Genomic DNA, 19,866 nt, shown 5'->3' with positions numbered 1-19,866 from the left:
TCACTCCCGGTTTCCGGAGACCGTCTCGCGCAGGGCGCGCAGGGACTCCTTCAGCGACCCCATGGTGGCGAGGACGGCGGTGGGCTCGTAGCCGCAGTGCGCCATGCAGTTGGCGCAGCGCGGGTCCTTGCCGCGGCCGTACTTGTCCCAGTCGGTGTCCTCGACCAGCTCCCGGTACGTCGGCACATAGCCGTCGCTCATCAGGTAGCAGGGGCGCTGCCAGCCGAACAGCGAGTAGTTCGGGATCGCCCAGGCGGTGCACGGGAAGTCGACCTTGCCCTCCAGGAAGTCCAGGAAGAGCGGGGAGTGGTTGAGCCGCCAGCGGCGCCGGTTGCCGCCCGCGAAGGCCTTCTTGAACAGCTCGCGGGTCTGCTCCACGCCCAGGAAGTGCTCCTGGTCGGGGGCCTTCTCGTAGGCGTAGGCGGGCGAGATCATCATCTCGTCGACCTTGAGGTCGTCGTTGAGGAAGTTGAGCACCTCGATGATGGTCTGCGGGGTGTCGGTGTTGAAGAAGGTCGAGTTGGTGGTCACCCGGAAGCCCTGCCGCTTCGCCTCCTTGATGGCCTCGACCGCCTCGTCGAACACGCCCTCCTTCGCCACCGACTCGTCGTGCCGCTCGCGCAGCCCGTCGATGTGCACCGCGAAGGCGAAGTAGGGGGAGGGCTTGAACTTGTCCATCTTCTTGCGCAGGAGCAGGGCGTTGGTGCACAGGAAAACGTACTTCCGCCTGGCCACCAGCTGACGCACGATCTCGTCGATCTGCGGGTGCATCAGCGGCTCGCCACCGGCGATGGACACCATGGGGGCACCGGACTCCAGCACGGCCCCCACGGCCTGGGCGACCGGCATCCGCTGCTTGAGCACCCCGGCCGGGTGCTGGATCTTGCCACACCCCTCGCACTTGAGGTTGCAGGCGTACAGCGGCTCCAGCTCCACGATGAGCGGGAACTTGTCCCGCCGGCGGAGCTTCTGTTCAGCCAAGTATGTAGCGACCTTGATGGACTGTCGGAGCGGCATGGCCATCTGGCTCACCTCCTGGGGAGCAGCAAGGAACGGTGCCATTCGAAGAATGCGGGAAGGACGGAACAAAGGACACGGAAAGCTGATATTCCACCGCGTACCGTGCCGATCCGGACGAGTTCATGTTCTGGAGCGTCCACGACCACCCGGACGGCCGCAACCGGGCGCTCGCCCGCGCGCACGGCGCTCAGAAGCGTGGCCGCCGACTCCATGTCGACCGCGATCGCGCCGGTCGCGCGCAGCGCAGACCGTTCGTGACCGCGCACGACGTGGTCGGAGCCGGTGAGCGGCCCGGCGTGCACGTTCCGCCCGGGCACCGCGCGGACCAGCTCATTGACCAGCAGGTCCGTCCCGACGCAGGCGGTCGTACCGCGCGGGTCGCGGGTCTCCTCGGCGACGACCAGGTCCCCGGGGTGCATGCCGGGCGCGAGCCCCGCGCAGAAGCCGGTGGCGAGGACGGCGGCGTCGCGCAGGGCGGAATCGGTGAGCATCCGGGTGACGGACCGCTCGGCCGCCGCCGGCCCCATACCGGTCCGCAGCACGGTGACCGGCCCGCCGGCGCCGCCACGGTCCCCCGCGCGCAGGGCGAGCTGCTCGATGCCGAGCGCGCAGGCGATCAGCAGAGGGGCCGGGGCGGGCTGTGTGCTCATTCAGCTCCCTTGGCCTCGGCGAGCGGCATCCGGATCTTTCCGCTCCCCTTGGCCTCGGCGGACGGCTTCCCGGTCGCCCCGCTCCCCCGGTGCCGGTCGGCGAAGGGTTCACCGTGCAGGTACCGGCCGAGCGCGGTGAGCGGGAACACCTGCCGGTAGAGGTGGTAATTGATCGAGAAGTCCCACGGGAAGCCCGTCCCCGTGAAGTACGGCTCGTCCCAGGAACCGTCCTCCCGCTGGGTGGCGGCGAGCCACTCGATGCCGCGTTCGACGGCTTTGGAGTCCCGCTCCCCCGCAGCGAGCAGGGCCATCAGGGCCCACGCCGTCTGGGAGGCGGTCGAGGCGCCTCTGCCGCTCCACTCCTTGGCGTACCGGTAGGAGCGCAGGTCCTCGCCCCAGCCGCCGTCGTCGTTCTGGACCGACTCCAGCCAGGTCACGGCCCGGCGGATCGCCGGGTGCGCGGCGGGGATGCCCGCGGCGACCAGGGCGGGTACGACGGACCCGGTGCCGTAGACGTAGTTGACGCCCCAGCGCCCGAACCACGAGCCGTCGGGCTCCTGTTCGGCCAGCAGCCACTCGATGCCCCGCCGGGTGCGCGGGTCGTGGGCGAGACCCTCCACCGCGAGCATCTCGACGACATGCGCGGTGACGTCGGCGGAGGGCGGGTCGATGACCTCGCCGAAGTCGCAGAACGGCAGCCGGTTCGGGAAGGGGCTGGTGTTGTCGACGTCGAAGGCGGCCCACGCGCCGTTCTTCGACTGCATGCCGAGGGTCCAGCGCAGACCGCGCCGGACGGCCTTGTCCACCCGCACCGGGTCGTGGTGGGCGATCCGGCGCAGGGCGAGGATCACCTCGGCGGTGTCGTCGATGTCGGGGTAGTTGTCGTTGTGGAACTCGAACGCCCAGCCCCCGGGCGGCAGTCCGGGCCGCTGCACCGACCAGTCACCGGGCCGGACGATTTCCTCGCCCAGCATCCAGTCCGCGGCCTTCACCAACTGCGGGTGGTCGGCGGGCAGTCCGGCGTCGACGAGTGCGATCGCGGCCAGGCAGGTGTCCCACACCGGCGACTGGCAGGCCTCGATCATCCGGGCCCCGTCCTCGCGCCACACGGCGAACCGGTCCAGCGAGGCGAGTCCCTCGCGCATCACGGGGTGCTGGAGGTCGTAGCCGAGCAGGTGCAGGGCGATGATCGAGTACACGGCCGGGGGCTGGATGCCGCCCCAGCAGCCGTCGTTCTCCTGCCGCTCGATGATCCAGCGGGCGGCGCTGTTCATCGCGGCTCTGCGCAGCCGGCGCGGCGCGACCTTCCGCAGGGCGTGCAGGCCCTTGTCCATGCGCTGGAAGGCGCCGTCCCAACTGAACGCCGGGGCAAGGGGCTTGGCCGGGTTCGGGTGGGCCGGGTCGGTGTGCAGCTCGTCCAGCGGGAAGGGCGCGGGGCGTACGGGCCGTTTCGCGGAGACGATCGTCAGCGGGACGATGGTCTGCCGGGCCCAGCAGCCGAAGTCGTAGATGTTGAGCGGCATCCACTTCGGGAAGTAGATGAGCTCCGGAGGAAGTTCGGGCAGGTCCTCCCATTTCCACCAGCCGAACAGGGCCAGCCAGATCCGGGTGAAGACCCGGGCGGCGGCGATGCCGCCCTGCTCGCGGATCCAGGCGGAGGCCTTCGCCATGTGCGGTGCGCCGGGCTCGTCACCGGCCAGGCGGAGGGCGACGTAGGCCTCGATGGTGGCGGAGAGTTCGCCGGGGCCGCCGTAGAAGGTGGCCCATGTGCCGTCCTCGCGCTGCTCGCCGCGGATGAAGAGGGCTGCGGCCTGGGTGGTCTTCTCGTCGCGGATGCCCAGGAACTGACGGAGCAGCAGGTCCTCGGAGTCCATCGTGACGTTGGTCTCGAGGTCGCCCTTCCACCAGCCCTCGGCGTCCTGACGCGAGAGCAGGAAGTCCGTGGCGCGCTGTGCGGCGCGGGCGGCGGCTTCTGGTACCCCGGCCGCCGCGGGGGTGTCGGTGTCGGTGTCGCTGGCCGCGGCGGCGCGGGGTGGCAGGGCCCCGGTGCTTCCGTCGGTCGTCGCTGTCATGGCTTCCCCTTCGTGCAGTGGTGCAAGGTGTGCAGCTGCTGTGGGTCCGCCGTCGGCCGGTGCTCCGTGGTCTCTCGCGGCACCGGCCGGCGACTACGCGAGGGCTATTCGACCGATGGTGATCATCTCTTTCGTACGACGACGAAGTCCGCGAGCGCCGTGAACTGCTCCCGCACCCGGTCGGGCATGTCGACGGCGTCGAGGGCTTCGATGGCGATGGTGTGCTGACGGCGTGCCTCGTCGGCGGTCCACTCGCGGCCGCCCGCCTCCTCGATGAGGGCGGCGCGGGCCGCGAACTCCTCCTCGGAGAAGTTCTCGAAGTCGCTGCTCTTGGCGTCGGCGGCGAGGATCTCGCCGAGCCGCTCGGAGGCGGAGCCGCCCGCCGCGAGCGCGGCCACGACCGGCAGCGACTTCTTGCGCTGGCGCAGGTCGCTCCAGGTCTGCTTGCCGGTGGAGACCGGGTCGCCCCAGATGCCGAGGAGGTCGTCGACGGCCTGGAAGGCGAGGCCCAGGTGGTAGCCGTACTTCTCCAGTGAGTCGGCGGTGCGGTCGTCGGCGCCGCCGAGGACGGCACCGATGGAGCTGGCGCAGGCCAGCAGGGCGCCGGTCTTGTTGCCCTCCATCTCCAGGCACTCCTCGACGCTGACGCGGTCGCGGTGCTCGTAGGAGATGTCCTGGGCCTGGCCGTCGATCAGGGCGCGGGTGGCGGTGGTCAGACGGCGGGTGGCGCGGCCGGCCTCGACGGTGCCGAGTTCGAGGAGCACCTCGTTGGCGAGGGCGAACAGGGCATCGCCGACCAGGATGGCCTGGGCGGGGCCGTGCACCTTCCAGACGGTGTCGCGGTGGCGGCGCTGCTCGTCGCCGTCCATCAGGTCGTCGTGGAGGAGGGAGAAGTTGTGGACGAGTTCCACGGCGACGGCGCCGGGGACGCCGGTCTCGGGGGCGGCTGACATGACCTCGGCGGACAGCACCGCGAGGGCGGGGCGCACGGCCTTGCCGCCGTCCCCCTCCGCGGGCCGGCCCTGGGCGTCGATCCATCCGAAGTGGTAGGCGGCAACAGTGTCCATGGGAGGTGCCAGGCGGTCGATGGCCGCCCGCAGTACCGGAGCGGCCAGGGTCCGGCCGCGCTCCAGAAGCGCGGTCACGTCCACCGCGGTCTCTCGAGCGGCCTTCGAGGCCGGGGGCACAGTGGGCACAGTCTCTCCTCTTGTTGCGGTACCGGGGGTGCGGGGGCCGCCTGCCGCGCTGCGTCGGTCGAGCATCACGCCGCCTCCTCGAACTCGAAGAGGTGGCGGGGGCGGGGCCGGCCCAGGGCGCCCAGTACGGCGTCCGCCGCACCGACTCCACTGCGGACCGCACTCTCCATGGTCGCGGGCCACCCGGTGGCGGTCCACGCTCCGGCCAGGTAGAGGCCGGATGCCTTGGTGCGGGCGCCGGGCCTGAGGCGCCCGACGCCGGGAGTGGGAGCGAACGTCGCGGTGCGCTCCCGGGTGACGAAGAAGTCCTTCACGTCGGCGCCGCGGGCCAGGGGCAGCAGCCGCTCCAGTTCGGGCAGGTACCGCTCGCGCAGCACGGCCACGGGCTCGTCGATCTCGTCCTGGGCCGCCGACTGGGACACGGCGAGGTACTGCCCCGTGCGCAGCCCGGACGCCTCGGTCCGGTCGAAGACCCACTGCACCGGGGTGCCGAGGGCGGTGAAGAAGGGCCGGGCGAGCACCTTGCGGTCGTACACCACATGGACGTTGAGGATGGGCGCGGTGCCGATCTCCAGGAGCCGCTCGGGCGCGTCGAGGGCACCCGCGGGCAGCAGGTCGTGCGCCTCGCGCTGCGGTACGGCGAGCACGACGGCGTCGGCCTGGAGCGTCTCGCCGGGCACCTGAACGCTCCACCCCCCGTTCCCGTCGTGGGAGACAGAAGTGACGCGGGTACGGACCTCGGTGCGGACGCCCGCGGAGTCGAGCGCCTTGCGGGCCAGCCGGTCGTGCAGGTCGCCGAGCGGGACGCGAGCCCAGCCGATGTCGGCCGCGCCCGGGTCGGACAGCAGACCGGTCTTGAACACCATCGCGGCGAGCCCCAGGGAGGCGTCGCCCGCGACCGCGTTGAGGGTGGCGACCCCGACCAGGTCCCACAGGGCCTCGACGGCGCGCTTCGACTGGCCGTGCGCGGCCAGCCAGCTGCCGAAGTCCTCGGTGTCCAGGGCCGGATCGGCGAGGTCGAGCCCCTTGAGCGCGAGCGCGGCCCGGCCCACCTTGGCGCGGTCGGCGAGCGACAGGTGCGGGTACGCGGCGAGGCTGCGGCCCAGGTGCAGGGGCACGGGCAGCGCGTCGCGCCGCAGCCTGCCGAGCCGCCGCCCCGCGGGCCGCGTGACGTCCAGGACGGGCACGTCGAGCCGGTCCTGGAGCGGAGCGAGCGCCGCGCCCTCGATGCGGTCGAGGAACCAGCGATAGGCGGTGCAGCAGCGCAGGTACACATGCTGCCCGTTGTCGACGGTCAGCTCGCCGCGCTGGAAGGAGAAGGCCAGGCCGCCGAGTCTCGGCCTGCCCTCCAGCAGGGTGACGCGCACGCCGGCGTCGGCGAGCGCGAGCGCGGTGGTGACGCCTGCGAGCCCGCCGCCCACCACGACGGTGTGCCGCCCGTCCGCGACCGGTCCCCGTGGTCCCGTGCCGTGGGTCATCGTGCACCCTCCCCTGCGCGGCGGCCGCACTGCTCGAACGGTGCGCGACCGGCCATCTCCGTCAGGGACGCCGTCCCACGCCGGAGGGTTGCCCACCGCTTGTCTCCGACGGCATGACCGAGAGAGCTGTCGCGCCCGCGCCCAACCACCCGAGCCACACGGGCAGAATCACCCGACCCGGCGCCAACAACCGCGACCCGACCCCGTCGACGAACCACGGAGAGCACCGGCTCGGCCTCATGGCGGGCCCACGGGTCGCGCGGCATCGCGTTCCCCGACGCTGTCCGGCAGCGCAGGACCGCGCCCGCGCGGTGGGCGTGAGCGCGGGCGCCGGTGGCGTCCCCCTGGGCCGGTTCGTTCGTCACGCGCGCCTCCTGACGGCCCGTCGGGTCACATGGCGGGCGTCGAGGCCGGACAGGCCGCGCACGGCGACATAGGCCTTCTCCCGGCCGGGCAGGGAGACGCGGCCGCGCAGCACCGCCTCCGGGTCGCGTTCGATGCGGTCGAGGAGGCGGCGGTAGATGCCGGCCATGGCGGCGACACAGGCGCCGCTGCGCCGGTCGAGCATGGGGAGCAGCCGGTAACCCTCGGCGAAAAGAGTGCGGGCCCGTCGCACTTCGAAGTGCACGAGGCCTGCGAAGTCGGAGCCCTCCGGTGGCCGCGGCCCGCTGAAGCCGGCCGAGCAGCCGAACTTGGCGAGGTCATCGGCGGGCAGATAGGTGCGCCCGTCCACGGCGTCCTCGCGGACGTCTCTGAGGATGTTGGTGAGCTGGAGCGCCAGACCGAGCGTGTCGGCATACTCGGGCGCGCGCTCGACACCGCGCGCCCCCGGTTCCGTGCCGAACACACCGAGCGAGAGACGCCCGATGGCCCCCGCCACACAGCGGCAGTAGACCTTCAGGTCGTCCCAGGTCTCGTAGGTCTCGCCGCGTACGTCCATCAGGACGCCGTCGATGAGCTCGTCCAGGCCGCCGAGCGGGATCGGGAAGTGCCCGGCGGCGTGCGTGAGGGCGACGGCGACCGGGTCGGTGTCGTCCTCCGCCACCTCGCCCTCGCGGATCCGGGTGAGCAGCGTCCGGGTCTCCTCCAGCCTGGCCACCTTGACGTCGTCGGCGAGCGCGCCGTCGCCGATGTCGTCGACCCGTCGCGAGAACGCGTACAGCGCCGACATCGCACGGCGCTGGGGCGTCGGCAGCAGCCGGATGCCGTAGGCGAAGTTGCGGGCCTGCCGCCCGGTGACGGTCTCGCAGTAGCTGTAGGCGGCGAGTACCGGTGAGGACGCGTGTGGTTCCGACTCCACGGTCCGGATCACCCCTCTCCTCGCAGAGTCACGCCCACCTCACGCAGCAACCGGACCTTGCCGGGCTTGGGCGGGCCGGGAAGTACGTCGTAGTCGGCGGCGGCGATCGCGCGGACGGCCGCCCTTCCCCCCGCCACGAATCCTGCGAGCAGCAGCTTCAACCTGCCGTGGACGCTACCCACCAGGGGCGCGCCTTCATTAAGGAGATCCAGGGCCCTTTGCGCTTCGTACGCAATCAACGCACGGACCGACGCTCCGGCGGATTCCGTGGCGAGGTCCGCCTCCTGGACGTGGAAGCGTTTCATGTCGGCGGCGGGCAGGTAGACGCGGTCGCGGCCGAGGTCCTCGGCCACGTCCTGGAGGTGCTCGACGATCTGGAGGGCCGTGCAGATCATGTCGGAGCGGCGGATCCGCTCGGGTGTCGAGGTGCCGGTGACGGCGAGGACGAGACGGCCGACGGGGTTGGCGGAGAGCTCGCAGTAGGCGAGGAGGTCGTCGTAGGTCTCGTAGCGGCCGACCAGCTGGTCCTGGCGGTTGGCGGCGATCAGGCCGAGGAACGGCTCGGGGGTCAGGGAGCGGAGGCGCACGGTCGGCTGGAGGCGGCGCAGCAGCGGATGACGCGGGGTCGCGTCGAAGACCCTGCGCAGATCGGCCTCGAAGGCGTCCAGCAGGACCAGCCGGTCCTCGGCCTCCTGCGGGGACACGCCGAGCAGTCGGGCGTCGGCGCCGCCGGGGGCCAGGTCGCCGTCGCCGATGTCGTCGACGAGACGGGCGAAGCCGTAGACGGCCATGAGGTCGGTGCGCCAGGCCCGGGGCAGGAAGAACGGGGCCACGGGGAAGTTCTCACCCGCGGCCTTGTCGAGCGTGCCGCGCTCCGGATCGAGGGCGCGCGCCGTGCCGGTTCCCGTCACCGCCGGCTGCCCGGCGCGAGGACGGCACGTGCTGCGTGGAGCTGGGGAGTTTCCGTAGCCATTGCCGTCACATCTCCCGTTCTACACTGCCGACCCAATACACACTATTTCGGACACGCCGCCCCGGCCGTCCGCACGGCGGTCCGACGAGCGGTGTCGCGCATTATCGCCCTGATTGCCGTGTTTCGGGACCGGTACAGCTTACGTTGTACAACGCATCGGGGTTCGCCAGGGTGTCCCGCACATCACGAGAACACACCGATTGGCCCCAAGCTTCCCAAGCGGGGCCGGAGTTGACGTTTCTTTTGCAACGCAGGGCCCCGTCGGAACAGTTCCGGCGGGGCCCTGGACGGGCCGGGCTACTTGCCGGTGAACTTCTCGTACTCCTTGAGCACCTCGTCGGTCGGGCCGTCCATCCGCAGCTCCCCGCGTTCCAGCCACAGGACGCGGTTGCAGGTGTCGCGGATCGACTTGTTGTTGTGACTGACCAGAAACACGGTGCCGGCTTCCTTGCGCAGCTCCCGGATGCGGTCCTCGGAGCGCTTCTGGAACTTGCGGTCGCCGGTGGCCAGGGCCTCGTCGATCATCAGGACGTCGTGGTCCTTGGCCGCGGCGATGGAGAAGCGGAGGCGGGCCGCCATGCCGGAGGAGTAGGTGCGCATGGGCAGGGTGATGAAGTCGCCCTTCTCGTTGATGCCGGAGAAGTCGACGATGTCCTGGTAGCGCTCCTTGATCTCCTCCCGGGACATGCCCATGGCGAGCCCGCCCAATATGACGTTCCGTTCGCCGGTGAGGTCGTTCATCAGGGCCGCGTTGACGCCGAGCAGCGAGGGCTGGCCGTCGGTGTAGACCTTGCCCTGCTCAGCGGGGAGCAGACCGGCGATGGCGCGCAGCAGCGTCGACTTGCCGGAGCCGTTGGAGCCGATCAGTCCGATGGCCTCGCCGCGGTACGCCACGAAGGAGACGCCTCGTACGGCGTGCACCTTGCGCACGCCCCGGGCCGCGTCGCCGGAGCCCCGCTTCAGGATGCGGCTGAGCGCGGCGGTGGCGCTGCCCTTGCCGGTCTTGGCGCCGTTGACGCGGTAGACGATGTGCAGGTCGTCCGCGATGACGGTGGGGATCCGTTCGTCCTGCATCTGCTCAGCCACGGCCGTACCTCTCCTCCGCCTTCCAGAAGTACACGAAGCCGCCCAGGGCGAACAGCACGGCCCAGCCGCCCGCAGCCGCCCACACGTGGTCGGGGAGGAACTTGGAGCTGTAGTCGTCGATGAGGGCGAAGCGCATCAGGTCCATGTAGATCGCCGCCGGGTTCCACTGGAGGACGTTCGCGATCCAGTCCGGCTTGTCCTGGAGGAAAATCGGGATGGAGAACATCACCCCCGACGCGTACATCCACGTCCGCATCACGAACGGCATCAGCTGCGCGAGGTCCGGGGTCTTGGCGCCCGCCCGGGCCATGATCAGCGCGAGGCCGGTGTTGAAGCAGAACTGCAGGACGAGCACCGGCACGATCAGCAGCCAGGACAGGTCCGGGTAGTGGCCGAAGCCGACCGTGACGGCGAACAGCACGATCATCGAGAACAGCAGCTGCTGGAGCTGCTGGAGCGCGAAGGAGATCGGCAGCGAGGCGCGCGGGAAGTGCAGGGCGCGGACCAGGCCGAGATTGCCGGAGATCGCGCGCACGCCCGCCATCACCGAGCTCTGCGTGAAGGTGAACACGAACACGCCCGTGACCAGGAACGGGATGTACACCTCGCGGGACATGCCCCGGTCGGCCTCCAGGAGCAGGCCGAAGATGAAGAAGTACACGGCCGCGTTCAGCAGCGGTGTGGCCACCTGCCACAGCTGGCCGAGCTTGGCCTGGCTGTACTGGGCGGTCAGCTTCGCGCGGGAGAAGGCGAGGATGAAGTGCCGCCGGTCCCAGAGCTGACGGACGTACTCGATGAGGGACGGCCGGGCGCCGCTCACGCTCAGCCCGTACTTGGCGGCGAGCTCCCTCGCCGCGAGTCCCTCGTCGGGCGCCGCGGGCGCGCTCACCGCGACCGTGGCGTCGTGCGTTGTCTCACTCACTAGTGGAAACTTTCGTCTTCGAGATGCGCGGCCTGTCCGGGCCTGCATGAGCCGGGGGCCAGGGTACGGCCCGGGTGCTCCCGGATACTCCGATACGAGCTTGTCAGATGACGGGGGGCCGGCCCAGCCGGGTCAGCCGCCACACCGTACGCCACTTCATCGGACGGCGTGGCCCGCACGGGGTGGTCCAGCCCTCGCGGAATCCGCCGAACCAGGCCCGCAGGGCGGAGCGGGAGGGACGGCGTACGAGGGTGAGCAGCAGCCACACGCCGAGGTAGACGGGGACGAGGAGCGCGGGGAGGTTGCGGCGGGCGAGCCAGACGCGGTTGCGGGCGACCATGCGGTGGTAGACCGCGTGCCGCGAGGGAGCGGTCGTCGGGTGGTACAGCACCATGTCGGACCGGTAGTCGATCATCCAGCCCGCGTCGAGGGCCCGCCATGCGAGGTCGGTTTCCTCGTGGGCGTAGAAGAACTCGTCCGGGAGTCCGCCGACGTCGGCGAAGACCCGGGTGCGGACGGCGTTGGCGCCGCCGAGGAAGGTGGTGACCCGGGAGGAGCGCATCGGGTCGGAGGCGCGCAGCCGGGGGACGTGCCGGCGCTGGGTGACGCCGGTGTCGGGGTCGGCTATGCGGAAGCTGATGATGCCGAGCTTCGGGTCGGCCTCGAAGGCCTTGCGGCACAGCTCGGCGGTGTCGTGGCCGGCCAGCAGGCCGTCGTCGTCGAGGAACAACAGGATGTCGACGTCCCGGCCGGCGGGGCCGAAGGCCTCGATGCCGACGTTGCGGCCGCCGGGGATGCCGAGGTTCTCGGGCAGCTCGATCGTGCGGACGCCCTCGGGGACGTCCGGTACGGGCGAGCCGTTGCCGACGACGACCACCTCGACCGGGTCGCCGTCCTGCTTGGCGACCGAGTCGAGCAGGGCGCGCAGTTCGTCGGGGCGGTTGCCCATGGTGATGATGACGGCGCCGACCTTCATGCCGCTCACTTCAGCCTGCTGGAGGCGAGGATGGACACGAGGTGCAGCAGCGTCTGCACCAGCGCGATCCCGGCCAGCACCGCCACGCCGAGCCGGGAGAAGAACAGGTCGCCGCGGGCCTGGTCGACGATCGCCAGGACCAGGATCAACAGCGACGCCTCGATGCCGAGGATGAGGCGGTGGAACTTCAGGGCGGCGGCGGCCTTGCGGGCCAGCGCCATGCCGGAGGAGCGCATCTCGGCGGCGGCCTCCTTGACCGGCGGCTTCCCGGCCTGGTGGCGGGCGACGCCGACGAGGTCGGTCTCGGCCTTGATCAGGATGGCGCCGAGGGCGGCCAGGGTGCCGAGGAAGGCCCACAGCCAGTCGATCCGGCCGCTGCCCCACAGGTCGGCGGCGCGCAGGCCGAAGCCGACGAGCACCGCGGCGTCGGTGAGGTAGGCGCCGACGCGGTCCAGGTAGACGCCGTTGAGGGAGTACTGCTTCTTCCAGCGCGCGATCTCGCCGTCGACGCAGTCCAGCAGGAGGTACATCTGGACGCACACCACGCCGAGCACGGCGCCCGGGATCCCCGGCACGAGCAGTGCCGGGGCCGCGAGCACACCGAAGACGGTCATCAGGTAGGTGAGCTGGTTGGGCGTGACCCTGGTGTTGACCAGGTAACGGTCGACCCGCAGGGACACCTCACGCATGTAGAGGCGTCCCATCCAGTGCTCACCGCTGCGCCGGTCCTTCACCCCCGCGGGGTGAACGACGGGGCGGAGTTCAGCTACCGATGGCCTTGACATAGTCGGCGTAGGTGTCCTTGATCTGTTCGGTGTTCAAGTCGAGGTGTTCGAGGATGGTGTAGCGGCCGGGCCGGGTCTCCGGGGCGAACTCGACGGCCTTGACGAACTCGTCCGTCGTGAAGCCGATCTCGTCCGGCAGCACGGGCAGCCCGTGCCGGCGCAGCACCTCGGCCATGTACACCGACTGTTCGTGCGCCCCGCGCAGCCACATCGCGAAGGCCGCGCCGAGACCGCACTGCTCGCCGTGGGCTGCGGCCCGCTTGGGGAACAGCAGGTCGAAGGCGTGGTTGATCTCGTGGCACGCCCCGGAGGACGGCCGCGAGTCCCCGGACACCGACATGGCGATGCCGCTGAGGACCAGCGCCTCGGCGAGCACCTGGAGGAAGTCGTTGTCCCCGATGCCGCCCGGGTGCCGCAGTACGGCCTCGCCGGCCTGGCGGGCCATGGCCGCGGCGAGTCCGTCGATCCGCTCGCCCTTGACGCGGTTGGCCAGCTCCCAGTCCGCGATGGCGGAGATGTTGGAGACGGCGTCGCCGATGCCGGCGCGGACGAAGCGGACCGGGGCCTCACGGATGACGTCCAGGTCGATGACGACCGCGATCGGGTTCGGCACACCGTAGGAGCCGCGGCCCGCGTCGTTGTCGAGGGTGGCGACCGGCGAGCACAGGCCGTCGTGCGCCAGGTTCGTGGGCACGGCGACCAGGGGCAGGCCGACGCGTGCCGCGGCGAACTTGGCGCAGTCGATGATCTTGCCGCCGCCGAGGCCGACGACCGCGTCGTAGTGGCCGGCCTTTATGTCGCTCGCCAGCCGGACCGCGTCGTCGAGGGTGCCGCCGCCGACCTCGTACCAGGTGGCGCCGGGCATGCCGGGCGAGATGCGCTCGCGCAGCTTGGCGCCGGAGCCGCCGCTGACCGCGACGGCGAGGCGGCCGGAGTGCGAGATGCGCTCGTCGGCGAGGACGCACGCCAGGTCGTCGAGGGCACCCGGGCGGATGTCCACGACCAGCGGCGAGGGGATGAGCCGGGTCAGTACTGGCATGCGATCTCCCGTCCACGGGCGAGATCGTCGTGGTTGTCGATCTCCACCCACTTGACGTCGCCGATCGGCGCCACGTCGATACGGAAGCCGCGGTTCACCAGCTCCTGGTAGCCGTGCTCGTAGAACTGCTGCGGGTCGGTCTCCCACACGGTCTTGAGCGCGTCGGCCAGTTCGGGGGCCGCGTCGCCCTCGATGAGGGTGACGCCGATGTACTCACCGGTGGCCTCGGCGGGGTCCATCAGCTTGGTGATCTTCGTCATGCCCTTGGCGGGGTCGACGACGACCTTCATCTCCTCGTCGGCGAGGTCCTTCACGGTGTCCAGGGCGAGGATGATCTTCTTGCCGTCGCCGCGGGCGGCGAGCAGCGTCTTCTCGACGGAGACCGGGTGGACGGTGTCGCCGTTGGCGAGGATCACGCCGTCCTTGAGGGCGTCACGCCCGCACCACAGGGAGTAGGCGTTGTTCCACTCCTCGGCCTTGTCGTTGTCGATGAGGGTGAGCTTGAGGCCGTACTTCTTCTCCAGCGCTTCCCTGCGCGCGTACACGGCCTCCTTGCGGTAGCCGACGATGATCGCGGCCTCCGTGAGGCCGACCTCGGCGAAGTTGGCGAGGGTCAGGTCGAGAACCGTGGGTTCGCCCTCTATGCCCGCGGGCCCCACCGGCACCAGCGCCTTGGGAAGGCTGTCGGTGTAGGGGCGCAGACGCCGTCCGGCGCCGGCCGCCAGCACGAGGCCGATCATGCGGGTTCTCCTTCATCGTGTACGGCGGGCGCCCCTGCGGACACCCAGAAGCGGATGCTCTCGACGAGCACCACCAGGGCCACGGCCACGGCGAGAGCCGTGAGCGCGACCGTGAACTGCGAGGCGGTGAGCAGCGCGGCGAGGACGGTGACGAGCAGCGTCCGCCCTTCGTGCCCCCCGATGGAACGCACCAGCCAGGCCGGGGGCGCTCCGGCGTTGCCGCGGATGCGGTACACCGTGTCGTAGTGATGGTAGGCGACCGCGGACACCAGCCCGAAAGCCGCAGGAAGGGCTCCGTTCACGTCCGCCTTGGCCGCCAGGACGAGGACGGTGCCGTATTCCGCGGCGCGGAGGAACGGGGGGGCCAGCCAGTCGAGGGCGCCCTTGAGGGGGCGGGCGACGGCGAGGCCCGAGGTCAGGGCGTAGGCGAGCGCGGCGACGATCGGCCAGGGCCCGCCGAAGCCGGTCAGCGCGGACGTGAGGACGACGGCGAGACCCCCGAGGAGGGCGACGGCGGGCGCCGTGAAGCCCGGCAGCGTGCGCGCGGGCTTCTTGAGCGCCTCGGCGAAGCCCTGGGCGAGCGGGCCGCTGTCCGCCAGGTCGGCCAGGGCGCCCGCCGCGCGGTCGGTCCGCCGGGCCTTGCGGGTGAGGGAGCGCAACACCCGGCCCGCCGTGGTGTACGTCGCCGCGAAGGCGCAGCCGATGAGCAGCGCGTAGAAGGTGACGCGAGGGGTGGTGACGGCGGTGAGGACGGCGATCATCGCCCAGCGCTCGCCGATGGGCAGGACGATCATGCGGCGCACCCAGACCGTCCAGCCGACGCTGTCGAGCTTGTCGGAGAGGGCGGCGGTGGGGCTGGTGTTGGCGGTGGCGTCGTGGTTGGCCTCGTTGAAGGAGAAGTCCACGATGTGCCGGCAGGTCTGCAGGACCATGGCGCCGAGGGCGAGGGCCCAGACGTCGTCTCCGCCGCGGGCGGCGCCGAGGGCGAGGCCGGCGTAGTAGGCGTACTCCTTGGCCCGGTCGAAGGTGGCGTCGAGCCAGGCGCCGAGCGTGGAGTACTGCAGGGAGTAGCGGGCGAGCTGGCCGTCGGTGCAGTCCAGCACGAAGGACGCGATCAGCAGGACGCCGGCCGCGACGAAGCCGCCGCGGGTACCGGTGGCCGCGCAGGCCGCCGCTATCAGGGCGGTGAGCAGCGAGGCGGTGGTGACCTGGTTCGGGGTCAGGCCGCGGCGGGCGCACCAGCGGGCGATGTAACGGGAGTACGGGCTGACGCAGTAGGTGGTGAAGAAGCCGTCGCGGGACTTCACGGCCGACTTCAGGCGTACGGCCTCGTCGTCGACGGCCGTCACCGCCTGCCGTGCCTCGTTGCGGGCCTGCGGGTCGGCGGGGACGGTGGCGACGAGGCTGCCCAGTTCGGGGCGGTGCACGTCGGCGCCGTCGGCGTCCAGGGCGGTGAGGATACGGTCGGCGAGGCTGTCGACGAGGGTGGTGCCGCCGCCCGCGGAGTTCTCACGGGCCATCGCCCGGGTCAGGGCCTGGCGGCCGGCCGGCTGTGCGGTGACGGCGCCCGGGATCGCGGCGAGCGGGAAGCGGGGGTCGGTCAGGCCGAGGCGCAGCGCGTGCACATGTCCCACGAACCGGGCGTCGACCAGGGCGACCCGCTCCCCGCCCGGCACCCCGGCGAGCAGGGTCTCGGCCTCGGCGGCGTCGGCCGCGACCCGCACGTCGAAGCCGAGGGACCGCAGATCGCCCTCGATCGACGATCCGGGGACCGGCTGACCGGTGAGGATGGCGGTCGACAACCGAATTCACTCCCTGGATACCGACGCGTCCGCGCCAGTGCTGTACATGGTGGGGGCGCCCGCGCCGGAATGCTCCCGGGCGGCATGTCGGCAGAGGCTATCGGATGCCGGGAGGGCCACGTTCACCGCCTGTTCGGCAGATCGATCTACGTGGTTCGCACAAGCCCTTGCCGCGATCATCATCGTGGATCCGGGGCCCGCCCCACAAACCGCGCCTACAGACCGGACATCGGGGACATCACGCAGGGCCCGGCCCAGAGCCGCATAGGGTGGGCGACCATGACTTGGCTGATCACCGGCGGGGCCGGCTACATCGGGGCCCACGTGGCCAGGGCCATGAACGAGGCCGGGGAGCGCGTCCTCGCCCTGGACGACCTCTCGGCCGGGGTTCCCGCGCGGCTCCCGGCGGGCGTACCGCTCGTCGAGGGCTCGTCGCTCGACGGTGACCTGCTGAAGCGGTTGCTCACCGAGCACGGCGTGACGGGTGTGGTGCACCTGGCGGCGCGCAAGCAGGTCGCCGAGTCCGTCGCGCAGCCGACGCGGTACTACCGGGAGAACGTCGGCGGCCTGGTGACCCTCCTGGACGCGGTCGCCGGGGCCGGGATCGAGCGCTTCGTGTTCTCGTCGTCGGCCGCGGTGTACGGCGACCCGGGTGTGGACCTCATCACGGAGGACACGCCCTGTGCGCCGGTCAACCCGTACGGCGAGACGAAGCTCGCCGGGGAGTGGCTGGTGCGGGCGGCGGGCCGGGCGCACGGGATCTCCACCGTATGTCTGCGCTATTTCAACGTGGCGGGCGCGGCCGCGCCGGAACTGGCGGACACGGGCGTCTTCAACATCGTCCCGATGGTCTTCGACCGGCTGACGCGCGACGAGGCGCCCAGGATCTTCGGTGCCGACTACCCGACCCCGGACGGCACCTGCGTCCGTGACTACATCCACGTCACCGACCTGGCCGAGGCCCATCTCGCGGCGGCCCGGCGGCTCGCCGACGGGGGCGTCACGGGCGATCTGACGGTCAACATCGGCCGGGGCGAGGGCGTCTCGGTGCGCGAACTCATCACGGTCATCGGCGAGGTCACCGGCGACCGCCGGCCACCGCTCGTCGAGGGCCGCCGCCCCGGGGACGCTCCGCGGGCGGTGGCCTCGGCGGCCCGGGCGGCTGCGGAACTCGGCTGGACGGCCCGGCGCGGGGTACGCGAGATGGCCGAGTCGGCGTGGCGGGGCTGGCTCCTGCACCACGGCTCCTGACTCACTGAGGCTGCCCTGACCTGCGCATCGTTTCCGCAGGTCAGGGCAGATGACAACGGTGTTCAGTGCCGCGTTGCGCATACCCCCTCCCCGTAGTTCACTGGGCTGCCCGAGCACGATCAGGCGAACAGCGGGAGGATGACCTTTCATGGGGGCTGGGCACGATCACGGGCACGCGCACGGCGCGCCGGCCGGCGGTACGGCGACCTCCGCGTACCGCGGCAGACTGCGGGTCGCGCTGGCGATCACGCTCGGCATTGTGGTCGTCCAGATCGTCGGCGGGGTGCTCGCCGACTCGCTCGCGCTCGTCGCGGACTCGGCGCACATGGCGACGGACGCGCTGGGCCTCGGCATGGCGCTGCTCGCGATCCGCTTCGCGAACCTCCCGCCCAGCGACCGGGCCACCTTCGGGTACGCCCGCGCCGAGATCCTCGCCGCCCTGGCCAACTGTCTGCTGCTGCTCGGGGTCGGCGGGTACGTCGTGTACGAGTCGGTCCAGCGCTTCGTCACCCCGGCGGACACCGAGGGCCACCTCGCTGTCGTGTTCGGTGCCATCGGCCTGGTCGCGAACATGGTGTCGCTGGCGCTGCTGATGCGCGGCCAGAAGGAGAGCCTGAACGTGCGCGGCGCGTTCCTGGAGGTGGCGGCGGACGCCCTGGGCTCGGTCACGGTGATCGTCTCGGCCCTGGTGATCATGATCACGGGCTGGCAGGCCGCCGACCCGATCGCCTCGCTCGTCATCGCGCTGATGATCGTGCCGCGCACGGTGAAGCTGCTGCGCGAGACCCTGAACGTCCTGCTGGAGGCGGCGCCCAAGGGTGTCGACATGGCGGAGGTGCGGGCCCACATCCTGGCGACCGACGGGGTGGAGGACGTCCACGACCTGCACGCCTGGACGATCACCTCCGGCATGCCGGTGCTGTCGGCGCACGTGGTCGTCAGCTCGGAGGTGCTGAGCGCGATCGGCCACGAGAAGATGCTCCACGAGCTCCAGGACTGTCTCGGCGGCCACTTCGACGTGGAGCACTGCACCTTCCAGCTGGAGCCGGGCGGGCACCGGGAGCACGAGGCGCATCTCTGCCACTGACGCGCCCATTGTTGAGGCCCGTGGGGCCGATGCCGCTGGTGGGGCGCATTGCGCGAGGAGTGCGCCGGGGAAGCCAGCCCTCCGGCGCGCGCCCTCGCTCTGGCTCCCACCGCACCGGCTGGGACGATTTTCGGCCCACCGTGCCGGGCACGATCACCTACTGGGTCCCTCTTCCGGGCCCGAGCGGCGCCGTCCGCGCTCCGCGCCGCCGCGCGGGACATGCGGGCGCGGCGCGAAGTGCCGGGTGTGCCGGATTCGTACGGCAGACTTGGGGCGCGAAGACCGATGTGAAGGATGGGTATGCCGATCACACCTGCCACCGCGACGCACAGCCCGTCGAGCGGCACCGCAGACGCGATTTTGCTGGAACTGGTCGACGAGGACGGCGTGACGATCGGCACCGCGGAGAAGCTCGCCGCCCACCAGCCGCCCGGGCAGTTGCACCGCGCGTTCTCCGTGTTCCTCTTCGACGAGTACGGCCGGCTGCTGCTCCAGCAGCGGGCGCTGGGCAAGTACCACTCCCCCGGCGTGTGGTCGAACACCTGCTGCGGCCACCCGTACCCCGGTGAGGCGCCCTTCGCGGCGGCGGCGCGGCGGACCTTCGAGGAGCTCGGCGCCTCCCCCTCCCTGCTGGCCGAGGCGGGCACGGTCCGCTACAACCACCCGGACCCGGAGTCCGGCCTGGTGGAGCAGGAGTACAACCACCTCTTCGTCGGGATGGTGCAGGCCGTGGTGCGGCCGGATCCGCAGGAGGTGGCGTCGACGGCGTTCGTCACTCCGCCGGAGCTGGCGGAGCGGCATGACAAGGGCCCCTTCTCGTCCTGGTTCATGACCGTCCTGGACGCGGCCCGGCCGGCGATCAGGGAGCTGACCGGCGCGTCGGCCGGCTGGTGACGACGGCAGGGCCTACGGGAAGCGCGCGGGTTTGAGCGGCAGGGTGACCCAGATCACCTTTCCGCCGCTCGCGGTGTGGTCGACCTCGCACACCCCGCCCGCCTCATGGGTGATCTCGCGCACCAGCAGCAGGCCGCGACCGCCGGTCCGGCCGTGGTCGGTCTCCAGCGCGGTCGGCCGGTACGGGTGGTTGTCCTCGACGGACAGGCGCAGCCACTCGGCACCGACGGCCAGCTCGACGGCGATGGTCGGTGAGAGCACCGCCGCGTGCTTCACGGCGTTCGTCACCAGCTCCGAGACGATCAGCAGCAGTCCCTGGGCCAGATCGTCCGAGACGGGCGCGCCCTGACGCAGCAGCAGATCCCGTACGGCGTGCCGCGCCTGCGGCACCGAGGCGTCGACCGCCGGTGCGGTGAACCGCCAGACCCCTTCGTACGGCAGCGGATCCGCGGGCCCGGGGCCGAGGGGCGCCGCGCAGCCCTCTGGGCGTGAGCCGAACCCACGCCCGTCGTCGTCCATCGTCCGGTCGCCACCCTCGCGCTCGATTGTCGCCACACCCCGAGTGTTGGTAACGATGCGCTCCCTCCCCCATGGC

General features: G+C 71.4%; 19 protein-coding genes. 3 read left to right on the top strand and 16 right to left on the bottom strand.

Going from position 1 to position 19,866, the window contains the following annotated elements; genetic code table 11:
• The 15 genes from hpnH to HDA41_RS34995 all read right to left on the bottom strand — a co-directional run bounded on the left by hpnH (window position 1) and on the right by HDA41_RS34995 (window position 16,039).
• Complete coding sequence (hpnH, locus tag HDA41_RS35060) at window positions 1–1,023, bottom strand: adenosyl-hopene transferase HpnH (RefSeq protein WP_184991183.1); 1,023 nt, start codon at window positions 1,021–1,023, stop codon at window positions 1–3.
• 5 nt (window positions 1,024–1,028) lie between these two features.
• Complete coding sequence (locus tag HDA41_RS35055; RefSeq protein WP_184991181.1) at window positions 1,029–1,670, bottom strand: phosphorylase family protein; 642 nt, start codon at window positions 1,668–1,670, stop codon at window positions 1,029–1,031.
• The gene (gene shc, locus HDA41_RS35050) at window positions 1,667–3,742 is read right to left on the bottom strand and encodes a squalene--hopene cyclase (protein WP_184991179.1); all 2,076 of its coding nucleotides are present in this window, start codon (window positions 3,740–3,742) and stop codon (window positions 1,667–1,669) included. Before shc ends, HDA41_RS35055 begins: the two co-directional genes overlap by 4 nt.
• A gap of 122 nt (window positions 3,743–3,864) precedes the next feature.
• Window positions 3,865–4,929: a polyprenyl synthetase family protein gene (locus HDA41_RS35045; protein ID WP_184994002.1), complete on the bottom strand. Its 1,065-nt coding sequence runs from the start codon at window positions 4,927–4,929 to the stop codon at window positions 3,865–3,867.
• 74 nt (window positions 4,930–5,003) lie between these two features.
• Window positions 5,004–6,416, bottom strand: coding sequence for a hydroxysqualene dehydroxylase HpnE (hpnE, locus tag HDA41_RS35040; RefSeq protein WP_184991177.1), 1,413 nt, complete (start codon window positions 6,414–6,416; stop codon window positions 5,004–5,006).
• Complete coding sequence (locus tag HDA41_RS42870) at window positions 6,413–6,682, bottom strand: DUF6380 family protein (RefSeq protein WP_358980565.1); 270 nt, start codon at window positions 6,680–6,682, stop codon at window positions 6,413–6,415. Before HDA41_RS42870 ends, hpnE begins: the two co-directional genes overlap by 4 nt.
• Window positions 6,683–6,777: 95 nt before the next feature.
• The gene (hpnD, locus tag HDA41_RS35035) at window positions 6,778–7,728 is read right to left on the bottom strand and encodes a presqualene diphosphate synthase HpnD (RefSeq protein WP_184991175.1); all 951 of its coding nucleotides are present in this window, start codon (window positions 7,726–7,728) and stop codon (window positions 6,778–6,780) included.
• Complete coding sequence (hpnC, locus tag HDA41_RS35030) at window positions 7,725–8,627, bottom strand: squalene synthase HpnC (RefSeq protein WP_184991173.1); 903 nt, start codon at window positions 8,625–8,627, stop codon at window positions 7,725–7,727. The genes hpnD and hpnC overlap by 4 nt, the downstream gene beginning before the upstream one ends.
• A 359-nt stretch (window positions 8,628–8,986) precedes the next feature.
• A complete protein-coding gene (locus HDA41_RS35025; RefSeq protein WP_221512852.1) occupies window positions 8,987–9,763 on the bottom strand; it encodes an ABC transporter ATP-binding protein in 777 nt (258 codons plus the stop codon).
• 4 nt (window positions 9,764–9,767) lie between these two features.
• Window positions 9,768–10,697, bottom strand: coding sequence for an ABC transporter permease (locus tag HDA41_RS35020; protein ID WP_184991169.1), 930 nt, complete (start codon window positions 10,695–10,697; stop codon window positions 9,768–9,770).
• Between the two features lie 103 nt (window positions 10,698–10,800).
• A complete protein-coding gene (locus tag HDA41_RS35015) occupies window positions 10,801–11,673 on the bottom strand; it encodes a glycosyltransferase family 2 protein (protein WP_184994000.1) in 873 nt (290 codons plus the stop codon).
• A 5-nt stretch (window positions 11,674–11,678) separates the two neighbouring features.
• Window positions 11,679–12,458 carry a CDP-alcohol phosphatidyltransferase family protein gene (locus tag HDA41_RS35010; protein WP_184991167.1) on the bottom strand — a complete coding sequence of 260 codons (780 nt, stop codon included), beginning with the start codon at window positions 12,456–12,458 and terminating at the stop codon, window positions 11,679–11,681.
• On the bottom strand, window positions 12,436–13,497 hold the full coding sequence (locus HDA41_RS35005; RefSeq protein ID WP_184991165.1) for an iron-containing alcohol dehydrogenase family protein: 1,062 nt from the start codon (window positions 13,495–13,497) through the stop codon (window positions 12,436–12,438). The genes HDA41_RS35010 and HDA41_RS35005 overlap by 23 nt, the downstream gene beginning before the upstream one ends.
• Window positions 13,485–14,237, bottom strand: a complete 753-nt coding sequence (locus tag HDA41_RS35000; RefSeq protein WP_184991163.1) for a phosphocholine cytidylyltransferase family protein — start codon at window positions 14,235–14,237, stop codon at window positions 13,485–13,487. The genes HDA41_RS35005 and HDA41_RS35000 overlap by 13 nt, the downstream gene beginning before the upstream one ends.
• A complete protein-coding gene (locus HDA41_RS34995) occupies window positions 14,234–16,039 on the bottom strand; it encodes a DUF5941 domain-containing protein (RefSeq protein WP_184991162.1) in 1,806 nt (601 codons plus the stop codon). The genes HDA41_RS35000 and HDA41_RS34995 overlap by 4 nt, the downstream gene beginning before the upstream one ends.
• A 279-nt stretch (window positions 16,040–16,318) precedes the next feature.
• On the opposite strand from HDA41_RS34995, the gene galE reads away from it, so the two are divergent.
• From galE to idi, 3 genes are all read left to right on the top strand, one after another.
• Window positions 16,319–17,290: a UDP-glucose 4-epimerase GalE gene (gene galE / locus HDA41_RS34990; protein WP_184991160.1), complete on the top strand. Its 972-nt coding sequence runs from the start codon at window positions 16,319–16,321 to the stop codon at window positions 17,288–17,290.
• Window positions 17,291–17,438: 148 nt separating this feature from the next.
• Window positions 17,439–18,377 carry a cation diffusion facilitator family transporter gene (locus HDA41_RS34985; protein ID WP_184991158.1) on the top strand — a complete coding sequence of 313 codons (939 nt, stop codon included), beginning with the start codon at window positions 17,439–17,441 and terminating at the stop codon, window positions 18,375–18,377.
• A gap of 300 nt (window positions 18,378–18,677) precedes the next feature.
• Window positions 18,678–19,271, top strand: coding sequence for an isopentenyl-diphosphate Delta-isomerase (gene idi / locus HDA41_RS34980; RefSeq protein WP_184991156.1), 594 nt, complete (start codon window positions 18,678–18,680; stop codon window positions 19,269–19,271).
• A 12-nt stretch (window positions 19,272–19,283) separates the two neighbouring features.
• Here the strand turns inward: idi and HDA41_RS34975 are convergent, their stop codons facing one another.
• Window positions 19,284–19,790, bottom strand: a complete 507-nt coding sequence (locus tag HDA41_RS34975) for an ATP-binding protein (protein WP_184993998.1) — start codon at window positions 19,788–19,790, stop codon at window positions 19,284–19,286.
• Window positions 19,791–19,866: the final 76 nt, after the last annotated feature.

Origin of the sequence: Streptomyces caelestis (assembly GCF_014205255.1) — a bacterium.
Lineage (GTDB): Bacteria > Actinomycetota > Actinomycetes > Streptomycetales > Streptomycetaceae > Streptomyces > Streptomyces caelestis.
This window is presented reverse-complemented; position numbering and strand designations above follow the sequence as displayed.